23 protein-coding genes and 1 pseudogene are annotated in these 24,509 nt (G+C 50.2%); 5 read left to right on the forward strand and 19 right to left on the reverse strand.

The genetic code is table 11. The features are described from left to right. Positions 1-123 precede the first annotated feature (123 nt). The 3 genes from ACW9JE_RS02975 to ACW9JE_RS02985 all read right to left on the reverse strand — a co-directional run bounded on the left by ACW9JE_RS02975 (position 124) and on the right by ACW9JE_RS02985 (position 2,308). Entirely contained in the window at positions 124-753 is a 630-nt protein-coding gene (locus ACW9JE_RS02975; protein ID WP_457431850.1) for an FMN-dependent NADH-azoreductase, read from the reverse strand. 357 nt (positions 754-1,110) lie between these two features. Further along, positions 1,111-1,656 carry a carboxymuconolactone decarboxylase family protein gene (locus ACW9JE_RS02980; RefSeq protein WP_457431851.1) on the reverse strand — a complete coding sequence of 182 codons (546 nt, stop codon included), beginning with the start codon at positions 1,654-1,656 and terminating at the stop codon, positions 1,111-1,113. A gap of 34 nt (positions 1,657-1,690) precedes the next feature. After that, complete coding sequence (locus tag ACW9JE_RS02985) at positions 1,691-2,308, reverse strand: nitroreductase family protein (RefSeq protein WP_457431852.1); 618 nt, start codon at positions 2,306-2,308, stop codon at positions 1,691-1,693. A 620-nt stretch (positions 2,309-2,928) separates the two neighbouring features. Here ACW9JE_RS02985 and pdxR point away from each other — a divergent pair. Further along, positions 2,929-4,293, forward strand: coding sequence for a MocR-like pyridoxine biosynthesis transcription factor PdxR (gene pdxR, locus ACW9JE_RS02990; protein ID WP_457431853.1), 1,365 nt, complete (start codon positions 2,929-2,931; stop codon positions 4,291-4,293). Positions 4,294-4,721: 428 nt separating this feature from the next. On the opposite strand, the gene ACW9JE_RS02995 is transcribed toward pdxR, so the two are convergent. The 9 genes from ACW9JE_RS02995 to ACW9JE_RS03035 form a co-directional block, all read right to left on the reverse strand. Beyond that, positions 4,722-5,267 carry a carboxymuconolactone decarboxylase family protein gene (locus ACW9JE_RS02995; RefSeq protein ID WP_457431854.1) on the reverse strand — a complete coding sequence of 182 codons (546 nt, stop codon included), beginning with the start codon at positions 5,265-5,267 and terminating at the stop codon, positions 4,722-4,724. Between the two features lie 34 nt (positions 5,268-5,301). Further along, positions 5,302-5,919 carry a nitroreductase family protein gene (locus ACW9JE_RS03000; RefSeq protein ID WP_457431855.1) on the reverse strand — a complete coding sequence of 206 codons (618 nt, stop codon included), beginning with the start codon at positions 5,917-5,919 and terminating at the stop codon, positions 5,302-5,304. 150 nt (positions 5,920-6,069) lie between these two features. After that, positions 6,070-6,261: a hypothetical protein gene (locus ACW9JE_RS03005; RefSeq protein WP_457431856.1), complete on the reverse strand. Its 192-nt coding sequence runs from the start codon at positions 6,259-6,261 to the stop codon at positions 6,070-6,072. A gap of 263 nt (positions 6,262-6,524) precedes the next feature. Next, entirely contained in the window at positions 6,525-7,481 is a 957-nt protein-coding gene (locus ACW9JE_RS03010) for a cupin domain-containing protein (protein WP_457431857.1), read from the reverse strand. Positions 7,482-7,699: 218 nt separating this feature from the next. Next, positions 7,700-8,197, reverse strand: a complete 498-nt coding sequence (locus ACW9JE_RS03015) for a DUF3788 domain-containing protein (RefSeq protein ID WP_457431858.1) — start codon at positions 8,195-8,197, stop codon at positions 7,700-7,702. A 421-nt stretch (positions 8,198-8,618) separates the two neighbouring features. Then, positions 8,619-9,137 (reverse strand): acyloxyacyl hydrolase, encoded by a 519-nt coding sequence (locus ACW9JE_RS03020; protein WP_457431859.1) that lies wholly within the window; start codon positions 9,135-9,137, stop codon positions 8,619-8,621. Positions 9,138-9,381: 244 nt separating this feature from the next. Continuing rightward, on the reverse strand, positions 9,382-9,936 hold the full coding sequence (locus ACW9JE_RS03025; RefSeq protein ID WP_457431860.1) for a carboxymuconolactone decarboxylase family protein: 555 nt from the start codon (positions 9,934-9,936) through the stop codon (positions 9,382-9,384). Positions 9,937-10,320: 384 nt separating this feature from the next. Continuing rightward, positions 10,321-10,869 (reverse strand): carboxymuconolactone decarboxylase family protein, encoded by a 549-nt coding sequence (locus ACW9JE_RS03030; RefSeq protein ID WP_457431861.1) that lies wholly within the window; start codon positions 10,867-10,869, stop codon positions 10,321-10,323. A gap of 83 nt (positions 10,870-10,952) precedes the next feature. After that, a complete protein-coding gene (locus ACW9JE_RS03035) occupies positions 10,953-11,489 on the reverse strand; it encodes a carboxymuconolactone decarboxylase family protein (protein WP_457431862.1) in 537 nt (178 codons plus the stop codon). Positions 11,490-11,824: 335 nt separating this feature from the next. On the opposite strand from ACW9JE_RS03035, the gene ACW9JE_RS03040 reads away from it, so the two are divergent. Further along, positions 11,825-12,787: a LysR family transcriptional regulator gene (locus ACW9JE_RS03040; RefSeq protein ID WP_457431863.1), complete on the forward strand. Its 963-nt coding sequence runs from the start codon at positions 11,825-11,827 to the stop codon at positions 12,785-12,787. A gap of 228 nt (positions 12,788-13,015) precedes the next feature. On the opposite strand, the gene gcvH is transcribed toward ACW9JE_RS03040, so the two are convergent. Further along, on the reverse strand, positions 13,016-13,399 hold the full coding sequence (gene gcvH / locus ACW9JE_RS03045; protein WP_457431864.1) for a glycine cleavage system protein GcvH: 384 nt from the start codon (positions 13,397-13,399) through the stop codon (positions 13,016-13,018). Between the two features lie 645 nt (positions 13,400-14,044). Between gcvH and ACW9JE_RS03050 the strand changes: the two genes are divergently transcribed. Next, on the forward strand, positions 14,045-14,455 hold the full coding sequence (locus ACW9JE_RS03050; RefSeq protein ID WP_457431865.1) for a hypothetical protein: 411 nt from the start codon (positions 14,045-14,047) through the stop codon (positions 14,453-14,455). On the opposite strand, the gene ACW9JE_RS03055 is transcribed toward ACW9JE_RS03050, so the two are convergent. The 3 genes from ACW9JE_RS03055 to ACW9JE_RS03065 all read right to left on the reverse strand — a co-directional run bounded on the left by ACW9JE_RS03055 (position 14,428) and on the right by ACW9JE_RS03065 (position 16,168). Continuing rightward, positions 14,428-14,880 (reverse strand): DUF6957 family protein, encoded by a 453-nt coding sequence (locus ACW9JE_RS03055; RefSeq protein ID WP_457431866.1) that lies wholly within the window; start codon positions 14,878-14,880, stop codon positions 14,428-14,430. The genes ACW9JE_RS03050 and ACW9JE_RS03055 overlap by 28 nt on opposite strands. Before the next feature lie 127 nt (positions 14,881-15,007). Next, positions 15,008-15,316: a hypothetical protein gene (locus tag ACW9JE_RS03060; RefSeq protein ID WP_457431867.1), complete on the reverse strand. Its 309-nt coding sequence runs from the start codon at positions 15,314-15,316 to the stop codon at positions 15,008-15,010. A 120-nt stretch (positions 15,317-15,436) separates the two neighbouring features. Next, positions 15,437-16,168, reverse strand: coding sequence for a metallophosphoesterase (locus tag ACW9JE_RS03065; protein WP_457431868.1), 732 nt, complete (start codon positions 16,166-16,168; stop codon positions 15,437-15,439). Between the two features lie 179 nt (positions 16,169-16,347). Here ACW9JE_RS03065 and ACW9JE_RS03070 point away from each other — a divergent pair, with 179 nt between their 5' ends. Continuing rightward, positions 16,348-16,797: a helix-turn-helix domain-containing protein gene (locus ACW9JE_RS03070; RefSeq protein WP_457431869.1), complete on the forward strand. Its 450-nt coding sequence runs from the start codon at positions 16,348-16,350 to the stop codon at positions 16,795-16,797. A gap of 166 nt (positions 16,798-16,963) precedes the next feature. Here ACW9JE_RS03070 and ACW9JE_RS03075 read toward each other — a convergent pair. Together ACW9JE_RS03075 and tnpB are read right to left on the reverse strand one after the other, a co-directional pair. Then, positions 16,964-17,173, reverse strand: a pseudogene (locus tag ACW9JE_RS03075) (IS66 family transposase); the annotation flags it as partial. Positions 17,174-17,342: 169 nt separating this feature from the next. Beyond that, positions 17,343-17,621, reverse strand: a complete 279-nt coding sequence (tnpB, locus tag ACW9JE_RS03080) for an IS66 family insertion sequence element accessory protein TnpB (RefSeq protein ID WP_457431870.1) — start codon at positions 17,619-17,621, stop codon at positions 17,343-17,345. Between the two features lie 480 nt (positions 17,622-18,101). Between tnpB and ACW9JE_RS03085 the strand changes: the two genes are divergently transcribed. Beyond that, positions 18,102-18,737 (forward strand): hypothetical protein, encoded by a 636-nt coding sequence (locus tag ACW9JE_RS03085; RefSeq protein ID WP_457431871.1) that lies wholly within the window; start codon positions 18,102-18,104, stop codon positions 18,735-18,737. Positions 18,738-19,028: 291 nt separating this feature from the next. Here ACW9JE_RS03085 and ACW9JE_RS03090 read toward each other — a convergent pair whose 3' ends face one another. Continuing rightward, positions 19,029-24,182: a RecQ family ATP-dependent DNA helicase gene (locus ACW9JE_RS03090; protein ID WP_457431872.1), complete on the reverse strand. Its 5,154-nt coding sequence runs from the start codon at positions 24,180-24,182 to the stop codon at positions 19,029-19,031. Positions 24,183-24,509 lie beyond the last annotated feature (327 nt).

The following is a 24,509-nucleotide window of genomic DNA, read 5'->3' on the forward strand; positions in this document are numbered from 1 at the left end:
GATGCTCCTCTGACGCATATGGCTGTTGTCGTGCTTTGGCTCATACGGGAACAGCGGCTGCCGAATACCTCGCCCCAACCATCCCAGTGACTCGTTGTACCGATTGGTCGGAAATCACCTCGATTAACATTCCTCTAAAAGAAGCTCCTTCACCTCTCTCAGATCGATCATCGCGAGCGCTGTATCCCTGGCTAAAGTCGCTTGCTCACTGTCCAGGAACGCAGTCGCTTGTATGGAGAAAAACTGCAGTTTTTTTAGGCCAACGCTCTCCAATACCACCGAGAGATAAGGCGTGAGAAAATCAGGCTGGGACGCACGATGACCAGAAAAGACACCTCCGGAAGCCACGCCTATGAATACTGGCCGATCCCGAAGCATCCCCACCTTCCCCGCCGGCGTTGACATGAAGGTACGACCGGCACGAAGAATCTGGTCGATCCACGCTTTGAAAACAGACGGAACCGTTAAATTGTTCATGGGTGTTCCGATAACAATAACGTCAGCCGCTTCAACCTCTTGAATAAGAGTCTCAGAAAGATCGAACGCTCCAGCTGGCGGATTCGCCAATGTGGTCGGAGTCGATAGCGCCAATGAATAAGCAGGCGACATGTGCGGCAGTGGTACAGTTCCAATATCACGACGGGTAATGCTCACTCCTGAAGCGAGCGCAAGGAGCTTTTCGACTATTGCTGCTGAAAGCAAGCGGCTTTGCGACCCATGACGTGGACTGCAATCGATGTGGAGAATGTTCATAAATATGCCCTTAGAGACTACACAGCCTTCTTCTCGCCTGTTTCCCTAATCAATACTTAACAAACTAAGCTATGATAAATGTTACTTATACCGCGGGGTGTTGCAGATCCACCGCAGGCTAGTTTTGGGGAAAAGAATCTAGAGTGCCAAAAGACTCTCTTCGAAAGCGCACACCATCACCCTGCATGTGACTGATGGAGTGGCCATGTTATTGCAACCACTTGATGTGTCCGCTCAAAACGAAAGGCCGAACACAACCCGGAAGGTCACTCCGGGACACGTCCGGCCTTTCTCACCATGCTTGAAATGCATCAGCTCCAAGGTTTTTCTCTTGGAGTCGATTTGGTCCGCTAAGACTCAGATTGATCCCGCCGGCAAAACAGCGGGAAAATCTCTCTCTGGATCAAAAACATTATTGAAAAAGTTCGTCAGTGAATACATCGCCACCAACGAGATGATTTCCATCACGTTCGCCTCTGTGTAGCCCGCTTCCCGGACGGCCTTGTAATCCGCATCACTGACCTTGCCGCGAGTTTCGACAATTTTGTGTGCGAACTTCAGTGCAGCATCACGCTTTGGGTCTGAGGCATGCCCCTTGCGCGCGAGAATGATCTCATCGACTGACATCTTGGCCATATGCTCGGCTGTATAGCTGTGAACAGTCAGGCAGTAATTACAGCCGTTTGCTTCTGAAACAGCGAGACCGATACCATCACGCGTCTTCACGTCAAGCGCCTTACTCAATGAGCCGAGCAGAGTGGCCCATGAGTTGAACGCAATTGGACTCTGCGCGAAGGTCATCATCATATTTGGAGTGAACCCGATGTTCTTAGTGAACGCATCGAGCGTTAGTTTCGAATCAGCCGGCACTTGTTCCGGTTTTACAGCTGCACTTCTAGGCATTGTAGACTCCGTAAGTTACTGGGTTTACTGACAATTAAACGAGATCCAACACTTCCGCCAACGGACGACGTGGTTTTTGTGCCCAGTTCCCTGGGCGTTCCGCACCAATTGAAAGCAACATGACCGGCACTTCGTTATCGCCCAGCCCGAATTCCCGAGACACCGCTTCAGCATCGAAACCGATCATGGGTGTAGAGCCTAAGCCCAGCGACCGCGCGGCGTAGATCATCGCTGATGCGCCAAAAGTGCCCGTACGCATGGCTTCATCTCGCTGACGCTGTGGATGTTCTAAATACAAGTCCCGAGCAGGGAGTTCCCAATCTGAAACCATGGCCGCAGGCATTACCCCGGCTGCAACCAAAGGTGCCAAGCGTTCTGGTATCACACTTGAGTCGGCCAACTGACCGCAGATGATGAAGGTTACAGCGGCTTCGGTGATCGGAGGTTGACTCCAGGCGATAGGACTTAAACGCGCTTTGGCTTCTGGCGATCGTACTGCAATAAAACGCCAGTTCTGTATGTGGAAGGATGTCGGTGCTGAGGTGCCGATTTTCACCAATTCACGGATTTGATCGTCGCTCAACACAGCAGTTGGGTCGTAATACTTAGCAGCACTGCGACTCACGATACATTCGATGACAGCGTTGGTCATGATGACTCCTATGATCAAACAGTAAGTTGAGGGTCGGTGGAGTTCTCGTTAGGGACATGCCGGCTCCTTTCGAGATATTGTTCAGCAGATGTCTCTAGTTCTTTGGGACGCTCGCTCATGTGGGACATGATATCTACGCTTCGAATTATCTGACGTGCTGCGTTCCTGCCTTCTAATTCACTCTTGATAGCGAATCATTCTGCTTGGCAGAAGAAAGCGTCGTTCCTCCAACTTTCACTACACTCTCTCAACCATCACTCGTTGCTGCGTAAGCGAAAACTTGTTAATCAACAGTGGCTGCCGCAATACACGTTGATGACCGAAAATGATCTCACCAACATTACGGCTGCAATATTTGTCATTAAGGTCAACACCATCTCACGCTTCGGCACCCGAGCTATATCATCTTCTTGCGGTATTTCTGAGTGTGTGATCTAGCACAATGTTTTACTTGAATGAATTGGCGGGTTATTTATCATTGCCATGAATGCAGCGACCCATCTCAGTCTTTGCATCTTGTTCCGTTGATAGTACGAATATAAGAACCAAGATCATCAACTTTTGTGTGTACCAAGATTATGAACTCACACCTGCAGATTCAGCTTGACCGAGCAGCAAAGATGTCCCTGTCGGAACAAATTCGTTTAAGCATTAGCAGGGCAATAGAATCAGGCTTGCTAGCGCCAGGCACCCGATTACCTTCATGGCAAGATCTGGCTTCGCATTTGGGGGTAGCGCGCGGGACTGTTCAAGAAGCTTATGAGCGTTTATCTGATTCCCAGATGATCGAAACGTCCGGTGCAAAAGGCACCCACGTTGCACCGCGGCCCCGAACCGCGGTCGCTCAGTCAGCGCCACCGGAGCCTGGCGCGTTCATGAAAGCCTATGAGCGGATGAACGCCGGTCCTGCGATCTTTCAGTTGGGCATCCCTGCATTTGAGGGCCTTGAAAAGTTATTCGCACGCGCCCGATCGTCCAATTTGTTGAAGGCAGGCTCTTTTTCTTCACTGATTTACCCCGACCCCAGGGGCGAGCTCGAGCTACGCCGAGAGATCGCAGGATACCTTTCTATTGCCAGGAATCTTCATTGCTTTCCTGAGCAGGTGTTTATTACCTCCGGCTACAGTTCCGGCTTGGGACTTGCTCTTCGGGCTCTCGGCTTGGACCGCAAAAAGGTTTGGATGGAAGAGCCCGGCTTTTTTCTCACCCGCAAAGGTCTGGAGCTGGCTGGTTTGAACATCGTTCCAATCCCCGTAGACACAGAAGGTCTCAATGTTGGCTACGCGATTGAGCACGCTCCGGAAGCTGCCCTTGCTGTTGTGACACCTGGGCAACAGGCGCCCTTGGGTTCAACCCTGTCTTTAAGGCGACGACTGCAAATGCTTGAATGGGCGGTAGCGAATGACGCCTGGATTATCGAGGATGACTACCTCAGTGAGCTTCAGCTGGATGGGAGGGCGGCCCCTGCCCTAGCGTCCCTGGATGATGGCATGCGGGTCATCCACGTGGGCTCATTCAGCAAAACTGTAAGCCCGGGTTTGCGTCTTGGATTTGTCGTTGCGCCAACTGAACTAGTCACCGCGTTCTCTGAGGTGGCCGCTACGCTAGCCCCTGCCCCCTCTCCGGTCATTCAACTCGCCACGACTCAATTCATGCACGAAGGCCATTACATCCGACGTGTTCGCCGGCTTAAGCGCCTATATCTTGCCCAGCGTGAAGCATTATGTGCGCGGCTAAGAACGCACAATGCTGACTGGTCAAATGCTGGGTTGGCAGTGCTTCTCAAACTCCCGGATGCTTCACCCGACGTCCAAATCGTGCGTGAGGCAATGAACTATGGGATGGCTCCGTCGCCTCTGTCCGCTTGGTTTGCTAGCCCATCCGCGAAGGCTTCCGGCCTCTTGCTCGGTGTTGCGACTGCGCCAGAACCGTCTCTCGATACTTCCTGCAACCGACTCTTCGAAATCATAGAACGGCTTTGTTGAGGTAATGCCCTCAACATCGAGCAACGAGCAACCGTCCTGAGAAACCGTCCGAACGGTTTTCCTTGCACCGTTACTCGGCCCCTTCATCCTGATGTCTTCCTTCGGGTACTTCCCCGTTCCGACGGTGCGCGCGCCCAAACTCACAGATCACTCGTGCGCTGCGCACACTGCATAAACTGCAACGGACTCCGTAATCATTACAGCCCCTAAAGGCAAGCATTAATGAGTACCCAGGAGCGGAAATCTCGTCGATAAAGAAAATAACAAACGCTGATGTCATCTCTGCTCAGCAAGGCAGCGGTTGCTAATAGCGGAAAGCCCGGATGCGTATCCAGAATTTTATCTGGAGCGCCCCAGGCTTAACCGTTACTTGCGCATCACATGACATTCAGCATTGTTCAGAGAATATCGATGTGTGCGGATGACGTTCAGATCGACCCTGCCAATGCCACGGCAGGAAAGTCTTTCTGCGGATCAAACACGTTATTGAAGAAATTAGTCAGGGAATACATGGCGACCAACGCGATGATCTCCATCACGTTCGCATCCGTATAGCCCGCGTCGCGGACAGCTTTCAAATCCGCATCGCTGACCTTGCCGCGGGTCTCAATCACTTTGTGCGCAAACTGAAGGGCTGCGTTGCGCTTTGGATCGATGGCCTGGCCCTTGCGAGCGAGAATAACTTCATCGGCTGGCAACTTGGCCATATGCTCGGCCGTAAAGCTGTGAACAGTCAGGCAATAGTCGCACCCATTGGCTTCAGAAACGGCGAGACCGATACTGTCACGCGTCTTTACGTCGAGCGCTTTGCTCAAAGATCCGAGCAGTGTCGCCCAAGCGTTGAACGCAATTGGACTCTGCGCAAAGGTTGCCATCATATTTGGAGTGAACCCGATGTTCTTGGTGAACGCATCGAGCGTTGGCTTCGAATCAGCCGGTACTTGTTCCGGTGTTAAAACTGTACTTCTAGACATGGCACTCTCCGTCATTTACTGGTTTTACTGACAATTAAATGAAATCCAACACTTCATCCAAGGGGCGACGTGGTTTCTGCGCCCAGTTTCCCGAGCGCTCTGCGCCAATGGACAACAACATGACCGGCACTTCGTTTTCGGCCAGTCCAAACTCGCGGGTCAACGCTTCGGCGTCGAAACCAATCATTGGCGTAGAACCAAGGCCCAGCGACCGAGCGGCATAGATGATCGCCGACGCACCGAAAGTGGCAGTGCGCACAGCTTCGTCCCGCTGGCGCTGCGGATGCTCCAGATACAATCCGCGCGCAGGAGCCTCCCAATCCGCCACCATCGCAGCAGGCATGACGCCTGCTTCAACCAACGGCGCAAGGCGTTGTGGAATGACACTGGAATCAGCCAATTGACCGCAAATGATGAAAGTCACTGCGGCTTCAATAATTGGGGGCTGGCTCCAGGCAATCGGACTTAACCGCGCTTTCGCCTCAGGAGTGCGTACTGCAATGAAGCGCCAGTTCTGGATGTGGAAGGATGTGGGCGCACTGGTGCCGATTCGCACCAACTCACGGATTTGGTCGTCACTTAGGGTGGCGGCGGGATCGTAATATTTGGCTGCACTGCGGCTGAGGATGCATTCGATAATGGCGTTAGACATGGTGACTCCTATATGTGAAAACTTTTATGAGTAACAAAACTCTCGAGTTGCCACCCGGAATTTGGGCGAGCGTTGCCAACGCCGCTCGCAAAAGTGACTTACTTCAATTCTGGAAGTTGGTACTACTTAGTGCTTATGCATCTCTGAACATCAAACATAATGGATATCGACATTACGTCTATCGGATGTCGACGTAGCGCAAGCATTCGAAACCGAATTGAGATAGCTGTACGCACCATCCCTATTGGTGCCATGACCAAGAGCAATACCCTTAGCCGGCACAGAGGCATCAAATGCCGCGTCACGGGAGAACATTTCGATGGGAATGGCGATTCGGCTCATGGCTTGGCTCCATCATCACGTTGTCAGGAGTCGCCACTTTAGGCTGCGAGAGTGTTAATTTCGAGACTGGATTAGCTCAACAAAGAACTCAAAAGGATCAATCTAACCTTAATTATGGGCGGCGCTGCGTCACTTCAGGACGTCAATCGTTTTGCCGGGATCGAGATGCACCGCAGGCAGCAAGAACCGTGCTTCTCACTCATCAAGAGGCCGCTCCATCCAGGGGCGAGTGACTGTTAGGCAATCTGTACAAAAGAAGCGCACTACTCGTCGCCATGAGCTTGGCGACGCCATTGCCCTGCTGTCATTCCCATCGTTTGGGAGAATACGCGCCGAAATGCCGCTACGGATCGATACCCGACCCTCTCAGCCACAGCCTCGGAGGTCATCGACGGCTTCTTAAGTTCGTTGGCGGCCAAACTCATCCGTATATCAGTGAGCAGCTCAATCGCGGAGCGTCCCAATTTATCCTGAAAATGTCGCATGAAAGTTGCCCGTGACATGCTGCACAAGTCAGCGAGATCGGGCAAAGTCCAAGCACGCGCCGGATCGTTAAACATAGCTGAAATAGCGGGAGCCAGCCGGGGATGGCCAGCCAGCGCCAGTAGCCCTGATGGCGCTCGTTCGGACTCACTAGCCGTGCGCAATACCAGCGTGAACAGCGCAGAGGAAAGTGCATTGAGCATGGCGTTTCCGCCCGGTTTGTCTCCCCTGGACTCCATCCGCATCAGGCTGACAAGGTTGGCCAGGTGAATCGAGGCGACACCAGTGCCGTCATCATTAAGTTCGTCAACGGCGCGTACCACCAACTGCTTGGGCAAGTAATTGTGAATCACCCGATCATGCGGCGGCTCGATGAAAAACCTTCCGCACAACATATCGAGGCGCTCTTCATTGCCGTCATTCTCACTGACCGTCCATCCTCCGAGCCCCTGATGATTGCAGGTGGGTTTGGGCTCCTGGCCGCTGCCATCGTGCAAAACGTGCGCCGACCCGTATGGCAACAGCACGATGTCGCCAGCCACCAAATCCGTACTCACCGTTCTCTCCGGATCCTCTAAGACGGCTCGCCCGTTGAGTACGATGTGATAAGGAATTTCACGAGCCGGGGACTGGATTCTATCTACGCGCCAAGGCGCACCGTAGGCACAACGGACCTCTAACTGGCCGGTGACGGTGATCATTTTCAGGAGATGGCTGAGCCAGTCGAACTGGGACATAAAGTACTCAAGAACCGAAATCGTTCTGGCATCTTATCGCGGTTGCAGAGGGGGCGTTGGCCGGCTTTTTACCCACATCATCCAGGGCATTGTTCGACTTCAGTTCCGGTCAAGTCAGAGCTTTAACTGAGGATTAAGGGCATCAAGTCGTCAGTTACCGAAATCTTGATTTCGTTGGCACACAGATTGAGTGCCTGCGGCTTTGATGTAAGTGATCTTCAGCCGAGCGCAAGAGGGGGACGTTTCATACTGACCAGCTCCATCACTTCGCGCCGGTCTTCTTCGGATGAAACCTCGATGGCCAGCCACTTTCCGTCAGTGTAGGTGCGCGCATTATCGTAAAGCTTGATTAATTGAGGGCGCCAGAAATAACGCCGCTCCTCGAATGTCTCTCGCTCTGCTCGGCCCAAGACCACCTCGACCGAAAGCAACTTGTACCCAGGGAGTAACGTGCAAAACGCTTTGGTCTTCTTGTAGCGCAGAATCCACCCACGCTTACCGCCGCGGTACCGCCATTCAGGATCAAAGACGCCTGGGTAGGATCGATCAATCCAACTTCGCAGTTGCACCCAATGCTCGAAGGCTTCAGGCCCAATCCAGTCTCGAACCATTCTTTCGTCGGGCGACGTCGATTTGCCCATGATCCTGCCACCGATCTCGGGCAAATGTTCCAAGCCGCTTTCTGGCTGGTTGCATTGATGGTCTCGGAGCTTCATAAATTTCCAGTTCGAGTGGAGTATGCGCGGGAGTGCGACTTTCCTCCGAATGAACGTTCACTGTGGATGCTTCATATCAATTCTCTGTCGATTCTGGACTGTTGACGGTACGGATTGAAGGACCAAGATCCCAGCTTTTGATGTATACCAAGGTCTACATCCACTCCGCAGCGCTGGGTAGATTGTTACAGCATGCACCCGAGCAGAGCTGCATGACGCTGGAGCACTGGAAGACATTGCTCACGCAATTCCAAGAGACAGACGTGCTGAAAATGTACTGATGCTCATGGTGGCAACCTCTTTATCCTGCGCATTCCTCACAGCATTGCCATGGATGTGACATTCATAAATTCCTGCGCAGGATAAAACTTTAGCTGTTCAGTATTTAGTGTCAGCCTTCCGTCTTAGCCATCGTAATGAATCACAGCGGCATGGTGTAATGAACGGCATAGCTCTCTACCCCATCATTATTACTGGTGATCCCAGCATTAGAATAATGGGTCGCTCGAACTCCAATTTCATGCCCACCAGTAAAACGCAATCCTACACCAAAACGATCCTCAAACTGAAAAGCGCTACCGAGACTGTTATTTTCTATCTCGGTATCAGAGAATAACGCTACACCTACGCCCAACTCTATAAACGGCTTGAAGTAACTATTGGAGAATTCGTAAACAAATACGGGTGAAAAGGACAAGCTATTATTGCCTGCCGTCTCATCACCTTCCCAATAGGTATAAGCACCACTCCAATAACCGGTCAAACGACCCACGTCACTTTCCCACCAACTCTTTCCCCAATCTGACTGTAACCCTAGCCGGTAGGTCATAGTAGACTCACCTGTTTGTCCGACCGAGAATTCAACACCGGCCGCTTCGGCTACAATACTATGTCCCATCAGTGTGGCCAGAACTGCTGCCAGGCAAAACGAACGCCCCATTAGAAACCTCATTTCTTGGATATTTTATTGGTTTGTGGGCTTTCAGAGAGAACAATCCCTATCTGGTCTCATTTGCACCCGAAAGCGACACAACCCCGATCGTATTTCGCGAAGGCATCTGGGTATTTCAGAAACGTGCGAGATCAGGGACACGTGTGATTTGTGCCCGTGGCCGAAGAAGTTTGATAACTAAGCGATGGGTAGGACGGGTGAGCTTTGCAGCATCGAGAATCCGCGATGCTTTTCATCCCCTGAACGCGACGTCTTTTCGCTTTACGTTAGGAAAATCAACATCGGTATCCGCCATGTTGTTGATGAAGTTAGTCAGAAGACACAGTACGGTTAAAACGGTGATATCGATGATTTCGGGATCGGTATAGCCTGCAGCGCGTACCGCAGCGAGTTCTTGATCTGTTACTTTTCCGTTGCGCTCCACCAGGTATTTAGCAAACAGAGCTGCAGCAGCACGCCTGGGATCCTCTGATCGCCCCTGCCGATTCAGCGCCATTTCCTGGGATGAAATACTTGCTAATTTAGTCGAAATATAAGCCTGCGCATTCATGCAGTAATGGCAGCCATTGACTTCAGCCACCGCTAACGCGATAGCATCACGCGTCCTAACATTCAAAGCCCTCGACATTGCACCTTGGAAACTGATGACCCCGGAAAAAGTGTCTGGGCTGGAGGCCAACATCCGAAACATATTAGGAATAAACCCAACGTGGCTACCAATTGCATCCAATGTGGAGTGAGTGCTGGGTGAGACTTGATCACGAGTTGGAATAGTAATACGTGCCATACATAAGTCCTCATTCATAGCCTCTGATGGCTTATGAGGAAGCATATTTTCAAATATCTAGATTGATAACCCCTCCAAAGCGGGAACCATCCTCTCAGTTTTCAAGAATCACATTCGGTAAAACGTACAATATCAGCATCAGCTACCTTCAATAACAACAGCTATGCCAAGACCTAGTTCTTACACCATTGACTCAATCACTTGCCCATTATAAGTAATGGCGCTTCAAACCGACCCATGAAACCAGACAAAAGCCTGTTACGCGTGAAAAATGGAAAGTTAAGAAAGACACTTTACGCTTATCACTCAATTGTTGACGGTCATAAAAAAATTATCCGACCCATGCGCGACCACATAAAAACACGTCACGAGCTGGACTCAACCTTAATTAAACGTTTTAAAAACATCAACTTTCGGAAAATCAATCTTTGTGTCAAATACATTATTTACATAGTTGAAAAATGTATACTGGGTAATCAAGCCAATGACAGTGAGAATATCCATGTCGGTAAACCCAATTTCTCGAATCCTTGTGAGCTCCAATTCAGCAACATGCCCTCGAGTGGTTACAACTTTCTTTACAAATTTCCCCAACGCTTCCATTTTTGGATCATTTGATATACCCAGCCTGGCAAGCAGCAAATCGGCTGGATATATTTTTCCGAAATTCATACCTATATAGGTATGAGCCGCTAAACAATATAAACATGAATTCTCTTCAGATACAACAAGAGCAACAAGCACTCGAACCTTTTCATCAAAGCTATCATTCAAAGATCGCTTAACTTCTTCAAGTGCTTCTAAAGCATTCAGCGATAGAGATGTCAAACGCAGTACATTAGGTACGAACCCCATCTTGTTAAAGATCAAGTCAAGTGCAGGTCGAGCCTCTTCCTGAGCGCTGTCTCTTGTGGGAATTATAGTTCGGGTCATTGTCACACCTCGAGCAATATAAGGCGGTAGCGTAAAAGCGATTTCCTACACCAAAGCAGCCACCGCCCTATAGACCTCTGTTTTTAGACCAACATTTCGGTCGGAAAATCAATATCTGTATCAAACACGTTATTGATGTAGTTGGTGAAGCTAAATTGTATCACCAGACCAATAACCTCAATAATTTCAGCGTCAGAGTACCCGGCTTCCCTCACGCAATAAATATCATCTTCGCTCACATGACCGCGCTTTTCCGCAACTTTGGCAGCAAACTGAAGAATGATTTGGGTTTTTGGATTATTTGATTGACCTTTTCGCGCAAGCGCAATTTCTTCGGGACTATCTTTCGCCAGATTTAATCCAACAAAAGCATGTGCGGCCACACAGTAAGGACAGCCGTTGATTTCGGAAACAACGAGAGCAATCCGCTCGCGTGTTTTCAAGTCTAAGGCTTTCATCAACGGAGTTTGCAACCCTACCAAAGCCGCAAGGGTGTTTGGACTCATTGCTGTAAGGCGGTATAAATTCGGGAAAAAACCTATACGTTTCCCAATAACATCCAAGGTTGCGTGAGTTTCTGGAGGCGTATTCTCTCTGCTCGGAATTTCGACCCGCGACATATTATCTACCTTTAATGATAGTAGGGGTGAGTGCTACAGCCTATCGAAGTAACCCCCTAAAAATAAATGTAATATTTCAAGAAGCACCTTCTCAAAAAGTGAAAACTTCTGAGACTTTAGACACTATCTAAACAGTCCAGCACAGCGTGTACCGCCCGGACAAACCTAAAAAGGCACGAATCTATAAATTTATAAAGCACCGAATGCGATTCATTTATCCGACAAGGATTATCTCGGTTTTTGCATAACTGAGAATTAGCCTTTACGTTCTTAAAAGTGGCTGTTAGGTTATCGCCAACACGCATATTCATATCATTCAATGAGGAATGAACGAAATGGATCGTCTTGAAGCGATGGCCATCTTGGTGGCTACCGTTGAGAGCGGAAGCTTTTCTGCCGCAAGTCGCAGGCTGTCCGTTCCACTACCAACAGTCAGTAGAAAACTTGCGGCTTTAGAAGAGCATTTGGGGGTTAGACTTTTAATGCGATCCAGTCGTAGCCTCACGCTGACTGAAGCAGGCATGAGTTACCTCCAATCTTGTAGACAGATTCTTGAGCAGGTAACTGAAGCCGAACGATCTGTGGCCGGTGAATACTCAATCCCACGAGGCGAGCTGGTCGTCAGTGCTCCCGTCGTTTTCGGACGCCTTCACCTGCTACCTATTATCAATGATTTCCTGGCCTCCTTTCCTCAGATTAACACTCGGCTGATTTTAACCGACAAAGTAATGCATCTTGTTGATGACCATATTGATGTCGCCGTACGAGTCGGCCAACTACAGGACAGTAGTATGGTTGCAACCCAGGTTGGGACAGTCTGCAGGGTGGTTTGCGCGAGCCCTGAATACCTGGCAAGTCACGGTAAACCTACGCATCCATGTGACCTTACAGAACATTCGTGTGTTAATTTCGAAGGGCTGCCCTCGGGGCCATTGTGGAGTTTTTCCCCAACTGCAACGCCAATGGATCCGATCACTGTGATGGTGAAACCTCGCCTGTCGGTGAACACCGCTGAGGCTGCGATAGATTCTGCTATTGCAAATGTGGGCCTAACTCATGTTTTGTCATATCAAATTGCAAGTGCTGTCGAACAGCAAAAATTGAGGCTAGTGCTTCGCGATTTCGAACCAACACCTTTACCTGTCAGTTTGGTTCATGCGGGACAATCCCCATTACCTGTTAAAACTCGCAGCTTTTTTGATTTCGTTGCGCCACGACTAAGGGCAGCACTGCTCGGCGATAAGAATAGATTACGAGCAGGCATGAGTACGCCAGTACTCGAATATCCGGGTGTATAACACACAAGAAATTTCTGATAATGACTCTAGCTTTATCACTAGGATCATCACCGACGAGAGGCATTCTCGTCATAGTAAAGAAGCTGAAGATGACGCTCATCGCGCATTGCTGGCGATTAAACGACGTCAACTATTGAAAACACCTTGCTTACAATAATTAACAAGCCAACATGATTAGCCATTCCTAGCATCAGCTTCAGCGTAGGGGGAATTTAGCGCTCGCGCCCGCTACTCACCGACCACCCTGGCATAGTCAGCTGCGGACATTAAGGAGTCAATTTCAACAGCATCATCGGGGTGGACCTTGAACAGCCATTGCTCATAAGGCGATTCATTTAACTCAGTCGGATTACGCTCCAATTCGCGGTTGATAGCCGCAATCTCTCCTGATACAGGGCTATATATATCGGACGCGGTTTTGATCGTTGCAACCATCGCTGCTTGATCGCCTGCATCAAAGATTTGGCCTAAATCCGGGAACTCAATTGCCACAATCTCCCCTAGCATACCTTGCGCATGTCTGGAAATACCCACAGTAATAGTTCCGTCCCTTTCGAGACGTGCCCACTCATGAGTAGCGGCAAAGCGCAATGCGGATGGAATTTCGCTCATATCAACCCCTTAGCGTCCAACAGTTATTGACATTTCGTCCGGGTCTCCCCTCCAAACACGTTATTCAATGAGCTTTCCTGTTTCTTTCGAAAAATTGCGATCTTTGCGCTCGGAGTATATTTCATTCGAAGTATGGGTAGGTGAATTGTGGTCAGTTTATTAAAACAATGTAGCCGGGACAATTTAAGCTATCACATCGCAACCCTTTAAACGCTAGAACCAGCATCTTGCGAATATATAAATCTCGCGAAACAGATAAATGAGTATGTAGATATCCAAAAAACTGGGGGGCGATGCGAGTCGTTAGGACGATGTAGGTTTCGCACAGAGACGTCACGGGCGTTTTCTAACCCAACGAAATAGATCATTTACCCACCTTATCGGCCAAACATAGGCGCAGGCAAACTAGGGAGTTTCCCCAGCGCCCTGATAGATTATGACGCGCGGGTCGGTAATCTCTGATGCAGTGCTGCGCTCGTCACCCGTTTATTCACGCCAGTCTTCTCAAGACTGTCACGCGTCAACACCAGACACACCCACATGTTTTCTCGCTTCACAACCGGATTCTTAAGACTTCAAAAAAAGGTTGCGACCGTCATTGCTCCATTTTTATAATTAAGTCACAACAATAACAAGGAGCGCGCCATGAACTACACCTCTGCGCAATACATCAAGCAGTACAACAAAACGCTGAACGCGCATTGTGATTGGGAAATTCAGCTATCGACCGACGAAGAACATAAGGATTTTTTTGCGGTATTTCATTTAAACACGCATCCTGCAGAACAAGATACAGCCGTATTCATTGGTTATATCCCCATCATCACACCAGTAGAATCGCTCATTTGTTCCGAAGCATTATGCTTCAATTATTGTCGATTAGGGATGGATATTGGACGGAAGGCTCGAATCTACTTATCAGCAGACACTGGAAGACTCGTCTTTGATGAGCAGACCCAACAGCTTCTGAATGAGCTCAAAATTCAAGCTACTGAAGGCTCAGAGCCTCAAAGAAACGGCGCAGCAGTTCATATTCTCTTTCCAGAAGAACAGTAACGGGGGTTCAATCCACCCTCCAACGCTTTGACCGCAGGCAAGCTGGCATGCTTGCGGGCACCACGGCCGGCTAGGATGTAAAGGGTATCTTTGCTTTCAAAAACGCACTCCTCAAAGTCGCTCTGAAAATCGCTGATTACACTATCCCCTGGCTGGAGTTTGTTAGCACTGTCGAACACCACTGCTTGCGCATACAAAACGGTTGCCTCGAGGCCTTGCGCTTTGATTTCCCGTTCTTGAGATTCCGGGAGCATGACATCCAACACCATCCAGTACCTCACGATACAGAAGTGCTGCTTCCCGAATGTATCAGCCGCAAGCGGAATCAACTCTTCGTCGCGAAGTCTCGAACCACCCAGTGTTCGAGCAGAACCAAAAAGCAGATCGCCCAGCAACTCGGGGTCTGTCGCATTCGTTTTCTTCATTCTTACTCTAAAACTTGCTTCCCCCTGGGATTCCAGGCAGGGAGTGATTATCAAACACCGTCCACTACGACAGCTCGGTAGTTCTTAGGCATTCTCGATTGCCGCTCGACCTCTCGATGAACCGCTCTCAATGGTAAGTACGATTCATGTAAATGTTGCAATGCCCAGGGACCCAGCTCACCACGAGGTAAACACTTCCGGTGACCGTTCGAAACAGCGAGAACCCGTCAACAAAAAACACTTCTTTGATCCGTGAAGTCCTGATGCTCGTACCTTCACGGAACCGCCCTTTGATGTCGCCATACACAGTGCCAATCAGCACCGGAGGGCAATCAACCGCTCCCACCAGATAAGCAGTGATGGTCATTCCGAAGTTCATGCGCATAGTCTCTGCGACGATTGCAGGGATCGCCGATTCAGATGCCTGGTCATTCATACCTGTAGACATCCCATGGATGGATCACTGCCACTGAAGGGAGTGAATTTCTGTTTTCCCACTGCGTCATTCACATCACCTGCTCAGATTTAAAATTGAACACCGCGCTGTCCTGAACACTCACGCAAGACTCAGCACCAAGCCAGGATCGAACCCTGTCTTTTCATTCGGGTACCCGCATGGATTGGAGATCACTCGACAACGGCCCAACGAGACGTCGATAGCTTTGTGGGTGTGACCGAAAATCCAGAGGTCAGCTTGCTCAAGGAGCGCGTACCAATTGTTCGCATAGGCTGCGCTCAGATGCCCTTCATGTTTATCCCCAACCACCTCTAGCACTGGAGCATGGTGTGTCACCACAACGGTTTTGCCCTCGAAGGGTTTGCCCAACTCTTTAGCTAGCCAATCGTGCGAAGCGTGGTTTCGAGCTATCACGTCGGATGGGCGTAGTCGTCGATAATTCTCCCCTGTCCGGATGAAGCGAAAATCATTCATCCAATCCGAGGCGACTTGAATCGCAGCAGCTACATTCCCGGTTGAGGAAAAGTCGGTCCAACTCGTCGTACAAAGAAACCGCGTTTGCTTCCAAACAAAAATTTCGTTCTCCAGGACATGGACATTCGAAGATGCCTGCTCCTTCATTTTTCGGTAAGTGTGATCAATGTGGCTGCCGTAAAACTCATGGTTGCCACAAACGTAAATTACAGGGCACGCGAATACTTGATTTGCCCACTTCACCCCTCTCGCTTTGACGTCAACGTCGCCGGCCAAAATGACCAGATCATAATTTCCTGGCGCAGGCACAAACGTAGAAAAGTCGTTGTGCAGATCTGAAAGCACGTGAAGCTTCATCTATAGCTCGATCTCGATTTACAGCTAAATTGATAGCGTGGACACAAGGCTGAGCCAAACCACAGTCCACAGGATTGGGCACACCCGGCCCAAACCGCCACAATTATTAATATATAGATTTGAGTGGCGGATGGCAAACGGGGCATACAGCTTTGTTTTAACGAAACGGAATATTTTCTGTGCGCACAGCATTCGCCGCAGCGCTCAAGGCATTGAGAGAAAAGCGAGGCTTCACGCAACACGCATTGAGTGAAACCATCACTCAGTCGCACATAAGCCAGATTGAAAACGAAAAAACCTCTCCGAGCCTCGAAACCATCATCGGACTCGCTGATGCAATGCAGCTGAATCCTGTAGCACTGATGGCGCTCGTGTATGCCGCGCAGGAAGGGTTGTCGGCCAAAGACGTGCTGAAACTCGCAAGAACGGATCTGCAGTCCATCTCTCTGCTCAACGCGACCATCCCGCTGGAGGCAGGGTCAAAACCGCACCCGAGGATCACGGCCGCTACCCGCTCACGAATGAAAGTCCAAGCGCTGAAAGAAAAAGGCTTTACACAAGCTGAGATCGCACGGGAATTAGAGATGGCTGAGTCGACGGTAAGACGTCATTGGCACAGAGAGAGTTGATGCCATCCAAAGGGTTCAATACCTTCACGATGGCTCTCTCCACGGGGCCATCGTACAGGTGTGCGGCACCAGTGATGCGATGGCATTGAAGCACAACTCGAAGCGGCGCTTCTTACAGTCAGTCCGGACTGGGTAACGCTGGAAAGCCCCTAGAACCGGACTGGATGAGCAGGCTGGCTTGATCCAGTCTCAACTGCTCGCTGCGCTTGGCAAACTTGAAGCGTTTGTACAGTGCAATCTCGTGGGCCAGTTTCTCGTTGGCCGACTTTTGATGAGTGATTTGCTTGTCCATCCTCTCGCCGCGCTGGATCAACTGTGCCGCCAAGGAGCGCAGTTCTTCAGGGTTTAATTGATCGAGATTCGGGTGCGAATTTATGCCGCCGATTTTGCCTGAGAGGGCTAGTGGCGGCGATAGACAGGTGGGCCAACTGCGCTTGCAAGCGCACCATGGCAGACGAGTTAGAGCACCGTGAAGGCTCCTCCGGAACCGACTTCTTGCCAAGGTAAACCGAGCACCAAGGCTTTAAGTTGCTCTGCATCCAACTCTACGTCAGAGCTGTGCCGCACGCTTGACCAAAGAAGCGCCCTTGATTCAAGCGTCCGGCTGCAAGCCAAATCCCCACACCATCATGCACCAAAACTTTCATACGATTGGGGCGGCGGCTGGCGAACAGATAAGCACAATGCGGCGTCGCCGCACCGAACACCGCGACAACTCGCGCTAACGCGGTTTCAGTGCCGGCGCGCATGTCCTTGGGCTCAATGGCGAGCCAGATGGTGTCGATGCAAGTCATCGCAGCAGGGCTAGCAGAAAAGCGGAACATGCCGCTGCATTTTCTGCCGTCCAAATCACCACGACTACACTTTTCGAATGAGGAACTTCGATTCGAATCGTGGCCGGAAGAATTTTAGGTCCGTTGTTGAAGACAATGCCTTGACCGGAATAAAGGTAGCTTGCAGTGCTACGTTTTCTGCGCATGCACCCGAATCCATTTATGGACAAGGTTTGCATTGAGGTTGTGGGTCAAGGCGACATTGGCAATCGAGGTGTCAGCCTGCGCACACTCGGCGATGACCTAGGCTTTAAAGGAGTTTGAATAGGAACGGCGTTCTTGTGACATCGGCGTCCGCTTGAAAAAGGCTAGAAATGGTGTCCACTTAAATTTAGGTGGACTCCATCGCCTCAAGCGGCGGCATCAGGAAGATGTGTTGCCAGAACAGTTATGAAATTCGTTACATACCTTAAATAGAACGAAACCGTCGCCTACACTGTCTTGCAGAAAGCTTATGTGGGAGAGGCGACTATGCGTGACATCATGCATGCTAAACACGAAGCATACGAACACCGGAGCTCTAGCGGGTGGTTGGCGCTTTTCCTACTTACGGTTGCAGTGGCAACTTCACTGTACGGGCTGATCGTGCTTGGATCGGCAGCTAAGGAAATTCTGGTTGCAGTGATTGCAGCCACTGCGTCTGTGCTTTCGGCGGTTTTCGCTTACGCCTTCCAGCGTGCCCGGGATATGGAGAAGGCTGCCCGGCAGAGAGAAAGAGAACTGGAATCAGCAGCAATTCAACGAGAGAGAGAATTGGAACTTGCAGCCATTCGCCATCGACGTGAATTAGACTTGGCGGCAAAAAAGATAAAACAAGACAATTACACCCGCATATTAGAGAAACTAGCACCTTACATAAGAAACCCTACTGCAGCAGGTGATGAGTTCACAACAGCTTACCTCCATGCATGGGTCATTGGTTCAATTGATGTGCTCCGAGAGGTTGATGAGTTCCTCAAAAAAAGGGACTGGAAGTCACTAGACCGACTGCTTGGCGCCATGAGAGAAGATTTGGCGCTCGAGCTTGGAGAGAGTCTTGAAGGCTTAAGCAGTATTGACTTGTTTCCTACACCTCCGCCCCCCGGTGGTCTGCAACGTGAGCAGTGAAAATCAAATCACCGTTCAGCGGCATGCCGCAATTTACGATCTGAAGCAAGCTAAATCGATCTCTTGGCGCTTGCTTCTCTTCGCTACCCCGAAAAAAGCATTTTAATCAGTGTCGATGAAACGTCCAGGCTAGCTTGCCATCGACTCATGCGAAACGTATAGGGGACAAAACTGATTGTCCCTGAACCGCCTCTCCAATCTCATCCGTGGAGCACCTATACGCTTACACTCCTCGAAAACACTTCACTTGATGACACGAACAGGGCTGATCTAAGGAGACCCATTCGTTTTTCAAGTCGGATCCTTCGAGTCCAGGGGCATGCCCGAAATCCTCGGAATCACCACTTCCCAAGCGTTTACTTTGAGTGCCGCATGAAATTGTGGATCGCCCTCCTCTCGATACCTCACCACGATGCCTTCAACATGGCACTTATCAACTGCGATGCGAGGCTTGAAACTCCTGGCGGTACGTCCTATGACTCGACCTTGAGAGTCCTTTAGCAGGTACCGATCGCCGCTGTATTCGAAGGAGAGTGAATCCCCAGCTTGAAGTTCGGCCAACGCGTTGTGAATGGGTTGCGATGCTGCGCTTCTCCCCACATACCCTATGTCAATTTCCCCAAGCGTTAACTGAACATAGCATCGAGCCAATCTAGGGTCGAATTCCCCATCAAACCTATTCGAAGGCACATCACGTATGAGCTGGCGACTGAATGGGTTACCTAAATCGAACTCACCCAGCGTCAGTGTTTCCTCTGCCCGAGTCATGCCGACATAGTACAAACGTCGTTCGGCATCTAACCCGGCGGGCTCTGTGCTCCATCCGCCATCCAATAGACCGACATGACGAAACTCAAGCCCCTTCGCTGAATGCACCGTGCCAAGGTACAAACCTTTCGAACTTTGTTTACGCAGCGCTCGGGGGTACTCATAGAGCCAATCAACGATCGCAAGGGCTGACAGCTGGCAATCACCCATCTCTTGCCGGAGACACAAAAAAGCCGTCTCGAAGAATTCCTGCCAATGGGTGTCTTGTAGATGAGACTGCAATATCGGCATCACCTCTCTTGCTGACATTGATGCTTCAACGGTGCGCAAAATTTCTATCACCTTCAAGAATCCGCGCTGTCGAATCAGAGGGATGGAATCCTCCTTCTCTGAAGCAAGAAAATAAGGTACCCCGTTGAGCTCACACCATGCCTGAACCGGTTTAAGAAACGCATGAGTTCGCCCCAACACTGCACAACCGTCCCAAGACCCGTTTTCTTCCAAGGCAATCAACCGCGCCAGCTCAGCTACCATGGCTTGCGCTTGTAGATTACCGCTACGCCGATCGCTAGAAGATATTTGAATCCTTTGGACCTTACCCATCCGAGCTGGATCTCGCGCCTCCCAATGCCCTCCCATTGGAGTTACATCACGCAGCTTATCAATTGTGATGGGATGCTCAGCCTTCAGGCGATTTTTGTTTGCCCCGATTACCCGGTTTGCCGCATTGATGATGTGAGCCGATGACCGATAGTTTTCGACCAAGTAGGTGATACTCGCCTCGTAGTCATCACGAAACTGTTCGATGTACTGATTGCTGGTATGGCGCCAGTTGTAGATGTTTTGGTCATCATCACCTACAGCTAGAATGCACAACCGCCCATCTTCGTCGGCGTTACGTCCGGCCAGTGCGCTCACCAGTCGATACTGCATCTGATCAATGTCTTGGTATTCATCCACCAAGATGTATCGGTAACCGCGTAATAGCTGCTCGCAAAGATCGTCCTCCCCTAAGGCGTGACCATCACCTTCCAACAACTCAACGGCGTCAGCAATCACTTGATTGAGTCGACCTTCATCCACTTGGTCACCGCGTTCAAAACGTGTTCCAGTCAAACGCATGGACATTGCGTGGTAAGTCATGACACTGACACCGTACGCGTCCGGTCCAACCAGATTCAGCAAGCGCTTACGGATCTCGTTAGCAGCATGACGATTGAAAGCCAATGCAATTATGCTACTTGCTGGCACACGTCGCACACGCAGCAGGTAGGCAATTCGATGCACGATGACCCGCGTTTTCCCAGATCCTGGGCCAGCCAACACCAATCGATTGGTATCGTCATTGTCTGCTACGACAAGCTTTTGAACACCACTAAGCGAGTTGATAATCGACTTCCAGGATTGCTCGCTGGTCGCCAATTTCAAAATTTCTTCACGCCCGCTGAAGTACTCTTTTATGAAGTCACGCTTGGGATAAACAAAGTAAGCAGTGACCAGATTAAGCGCTGGCTGCATATCTGAGAGTGCACGCTCGGCATACTCGCGCATGACGTGAACCTGGATGCATTTCTCGCGGTAGTGCTCATCCAGGCGTCCATAATCGTCTTTGAGAAAACCGACTTTTTTCTCTGCTTTTTCTGCATCTACCTTGATCGTCATCGCCCGTCGCATGACGGTCATTCCATGATTGAGAATGAGCACTTCCTGCCGATGCATGTACAAGAGAACATGCTCAACAGCACGACGAAACTGGTCAGTCGGGATGGAGGACTTTAAGACAAGATCACTCTCAATGACACCTACCAGCTTGCCAAAGGTCGTTTCCACCAACAGATCACGAGCCCTTGAGCCAGCCGGAAGTTGCGCAATGAGATAGCTCATCAGAAGTCCTGCGATGGAACGACGTCGCTCTCCAAACTCTTGAATTTTTTTCCAGCTGTAGCGTCCCGAAAAACGTATTTTCAGTAGATCTCGAGTGACTTGGTGAAGCTCAAAAGTGCTGCGCTGCTGACTCTGGCCATCACGATCCTGCGCCAGGCTTCGCAGCAGTCGAATAACGTGCAAGGGATGCAGCTCATCTCGCTCCAGTCTATCTCTCAAACCGGTGATCAGAGCTGAAATATTAATATCCTGCCAGTCTCCGTTTTCGGCATCAGGGGCCAGTTCAGGCAGCAATTCGAACATTGCTTTCTCCAGCTCCAGTGCCTGAGCCAACCTTTGATTGGACGAGCCTGCAATGCCGTGACGGATGTACACGGTGAGCTGGGAATCATTAATCAAAATCCCCATCTGCTCCAGTTGTTGTAGCGCTCCAGCGACTTCCTCCGCTGATTGTCCAGTCAGTAGCATGAGCTCATCAGTGTTGATTCGCTGATCTGCACTCGCTTGAAATAGATAGGTGAGAATCGCTTTAAATTCAGCGAGTCTACGAACAGAGAGATTGGCATTGAGGGAAAGTCGCTTCTCTGACTCTTCTAAACTGAGTGCAGTACGTGCTGGAAAAATCCGAGTCTGATTTTCCTCCCTGCGCAGGAAGTCACTCCGCTCGAGCCAAGCGATCGCCGTCGCCACTTTGGTTTCGGCATCTCGGTCCTCCGCAGCAAACGTAGTCTCCACCGAAGCGTCTAACAAAATTTCTCCGGCCGTAATCACCAAATCACGTCCTTTGCGCTTCGAAGTCTCAAGTCGCAGCTTCCTCAGGATTTGCTGAATGTCTCGTAGACTGAGCTTTGCACGTTCGCTCAGTCCGAACTGTGCCTCGATATCCTGAGGATCGTAAAGAAGCACGCATCGCGCATTGCCCTGGTCTCTTCCGCCGCGCCCAGCTTCTTGCAGATAATTCTCCAAGGAGCCTGGGATGTCCGCATGAATCACCAGACGAATGTCCTGCTTATCCACTCCCATACCGAAGGCATTGGTCGCGACGATGACACGCCAGACCCCCTTGATGAAGTCGTTCTGAATATCGGACTTCTCCGCAGGAGGCAGACCGGCATGGAAGTGTTTGCATGCCCACCCCTGCCCCACCAAAAACTCGGAAAGCTCCTCTGCTCCTTTTCGGCTTGAAACAAAGATGACGGCCCCGCCTTCCTGACTCGTTAAGCTGTCTTCGAGAAGTTGCTGGGCACGCGCTGGCTTTTCAGCTTTTGTACTGGGGAGAACTTCAAAATGCAGATTTTTACGTTCGTGCGTACCGATGTATTCCTTGAAAGTGATGCCCAGGTTTTCCTTGAAGTGATCTCGAATGTCAGCAAGCACATCAGGTTTGGCTGTCGCGGTGAAACATCCAATCGGCGAGATCGGTTGATCCCGATGGTATTCACGGATGAAACGAGAGGCGTACAGGTAATCTGGTCGAAAATCATTACCCCATTTTGACAAACAATGCGCCTCATCAAATATCCATGCCCCCACCTGACGCTGCTTTATAGCAGCGCGAAACGTCTTATTGCGAAACTGCTCTGGGGAAACCAGTAATACACCAACATCCCCCATTTGGATTTTTTCCAGAACATCAGCTCGCTCTGGCAAGGTCAGCAAACCATTCAGGGCTGCAGCGCATTGAACGTTTTTCGCTAGCAGACCATCGACCTGGTCTTTCATCAACGACTGCAAGGGAGATACGATTACCGTCAAACTTCCATTGCGGTGATACCTATTGAGTGCCGGTACTTGGTAGCAAATCGACTTACCTCCTCCAGTCGCCAGAACGGCCAAAACGTTCTGGCCTTGCATCCCGGAAAGAACGATATCTTGTTGACGGTTCACACCGTCGCTATCGGTTCGAAAGGAGTCGAAATTGAAGTATCTTTTCAACTGCTGAACAGGGTCATGCGTAGTGCTGCAATAGCTGCAGCTCGCCTCACCGCACGGCAGATCGCGAAGCTCGGTCACAATCCGTGTGACTTCTGGAAACTGATACCTCACCCAAGGCGCAATGACTGAGTTACCGCCAGAAACTCTTAACCAAGCAAGTGCATAGGCAAGTGGCCAGTGTAACCCCTGCTCTTCAAGATCACGTTCCAATAACGTCTTGAGGCGAGTCTGACAGACCTTGAAATGTCTATTCATCGTCGGATCACCCTCAATCAAAAGCTGAGGAATTGCCTCTCGCAACGAAGCTTCAGAGAGTGGTTCTGAACCAGTTATTGCGCGAAATAAAGGTTCGAGATCGCTGCCCCGTGGGGCAATCAGCGTTTGGTAACAAAGAAGCTCCAACGCGCTCATTAATTTCAAATCAGAGAATGCAGATTGCTGATCACGAAAGAGTGTCAGTGTCGAGCGACAATCACCTAATGGCGAGTTCAAGCTTTCCCGGATGAGCTTGTAGTCTTTGATCAGTCGGTGGTATGGGTTCTTCGGAAATGCCAAGGGTGAAAGGCGAAGAGTATCGACAACATTCAACCCATGGAGAGCCAGATGCGGTGCTGCTGATTTTAGCAATGGCAAATCATGAGCAATGAGATTGTGCCCCAGCACATAATTGGCTCCTCGCCCCATTGCATCCATTTCAGCAAGAGCTGCATCTAGATTACGAGTAATCTTGAGTTCTAGTTCCTGACCTGTGTCTGAGCGCAAGGCACCAACCATAGTGATCTTGGCGGGCTTCGAAGCGCTCGGCGGCACCACCTCCAAATCGAAAACCAAAGCATTAAGAGGTGTGACGTCACTCATAAATCAAGAATCCTTCCACTGCATGAGGGTCTACCCTGAAACTGTTGCTAAAAACGCGTTTTTTGACGTTTCTCTAGCCCGATTTTTTGCATGTTGATGTACGTAGCCACCACGATTTCAGGCGCCATAGATCGAGAACCAATGACCGTGCTCCATCCCTGAACTGCTGAGCCTCGACCCTACCCTTAAGATTAGACAAGCTTGGGCAGCTATCAATGACTTAAAAATCTCATGCTATACGATAATGGCTAGATGATCTCAGGCAATTTTAGTGAAAACAAGCAACTGAGCAAGTTCCTATAAATATCTCAGGGTAAGCACAGGCGA

The organism is Pseudomonas sp. SDO55104_S430 (assembly GCF_054070595.1).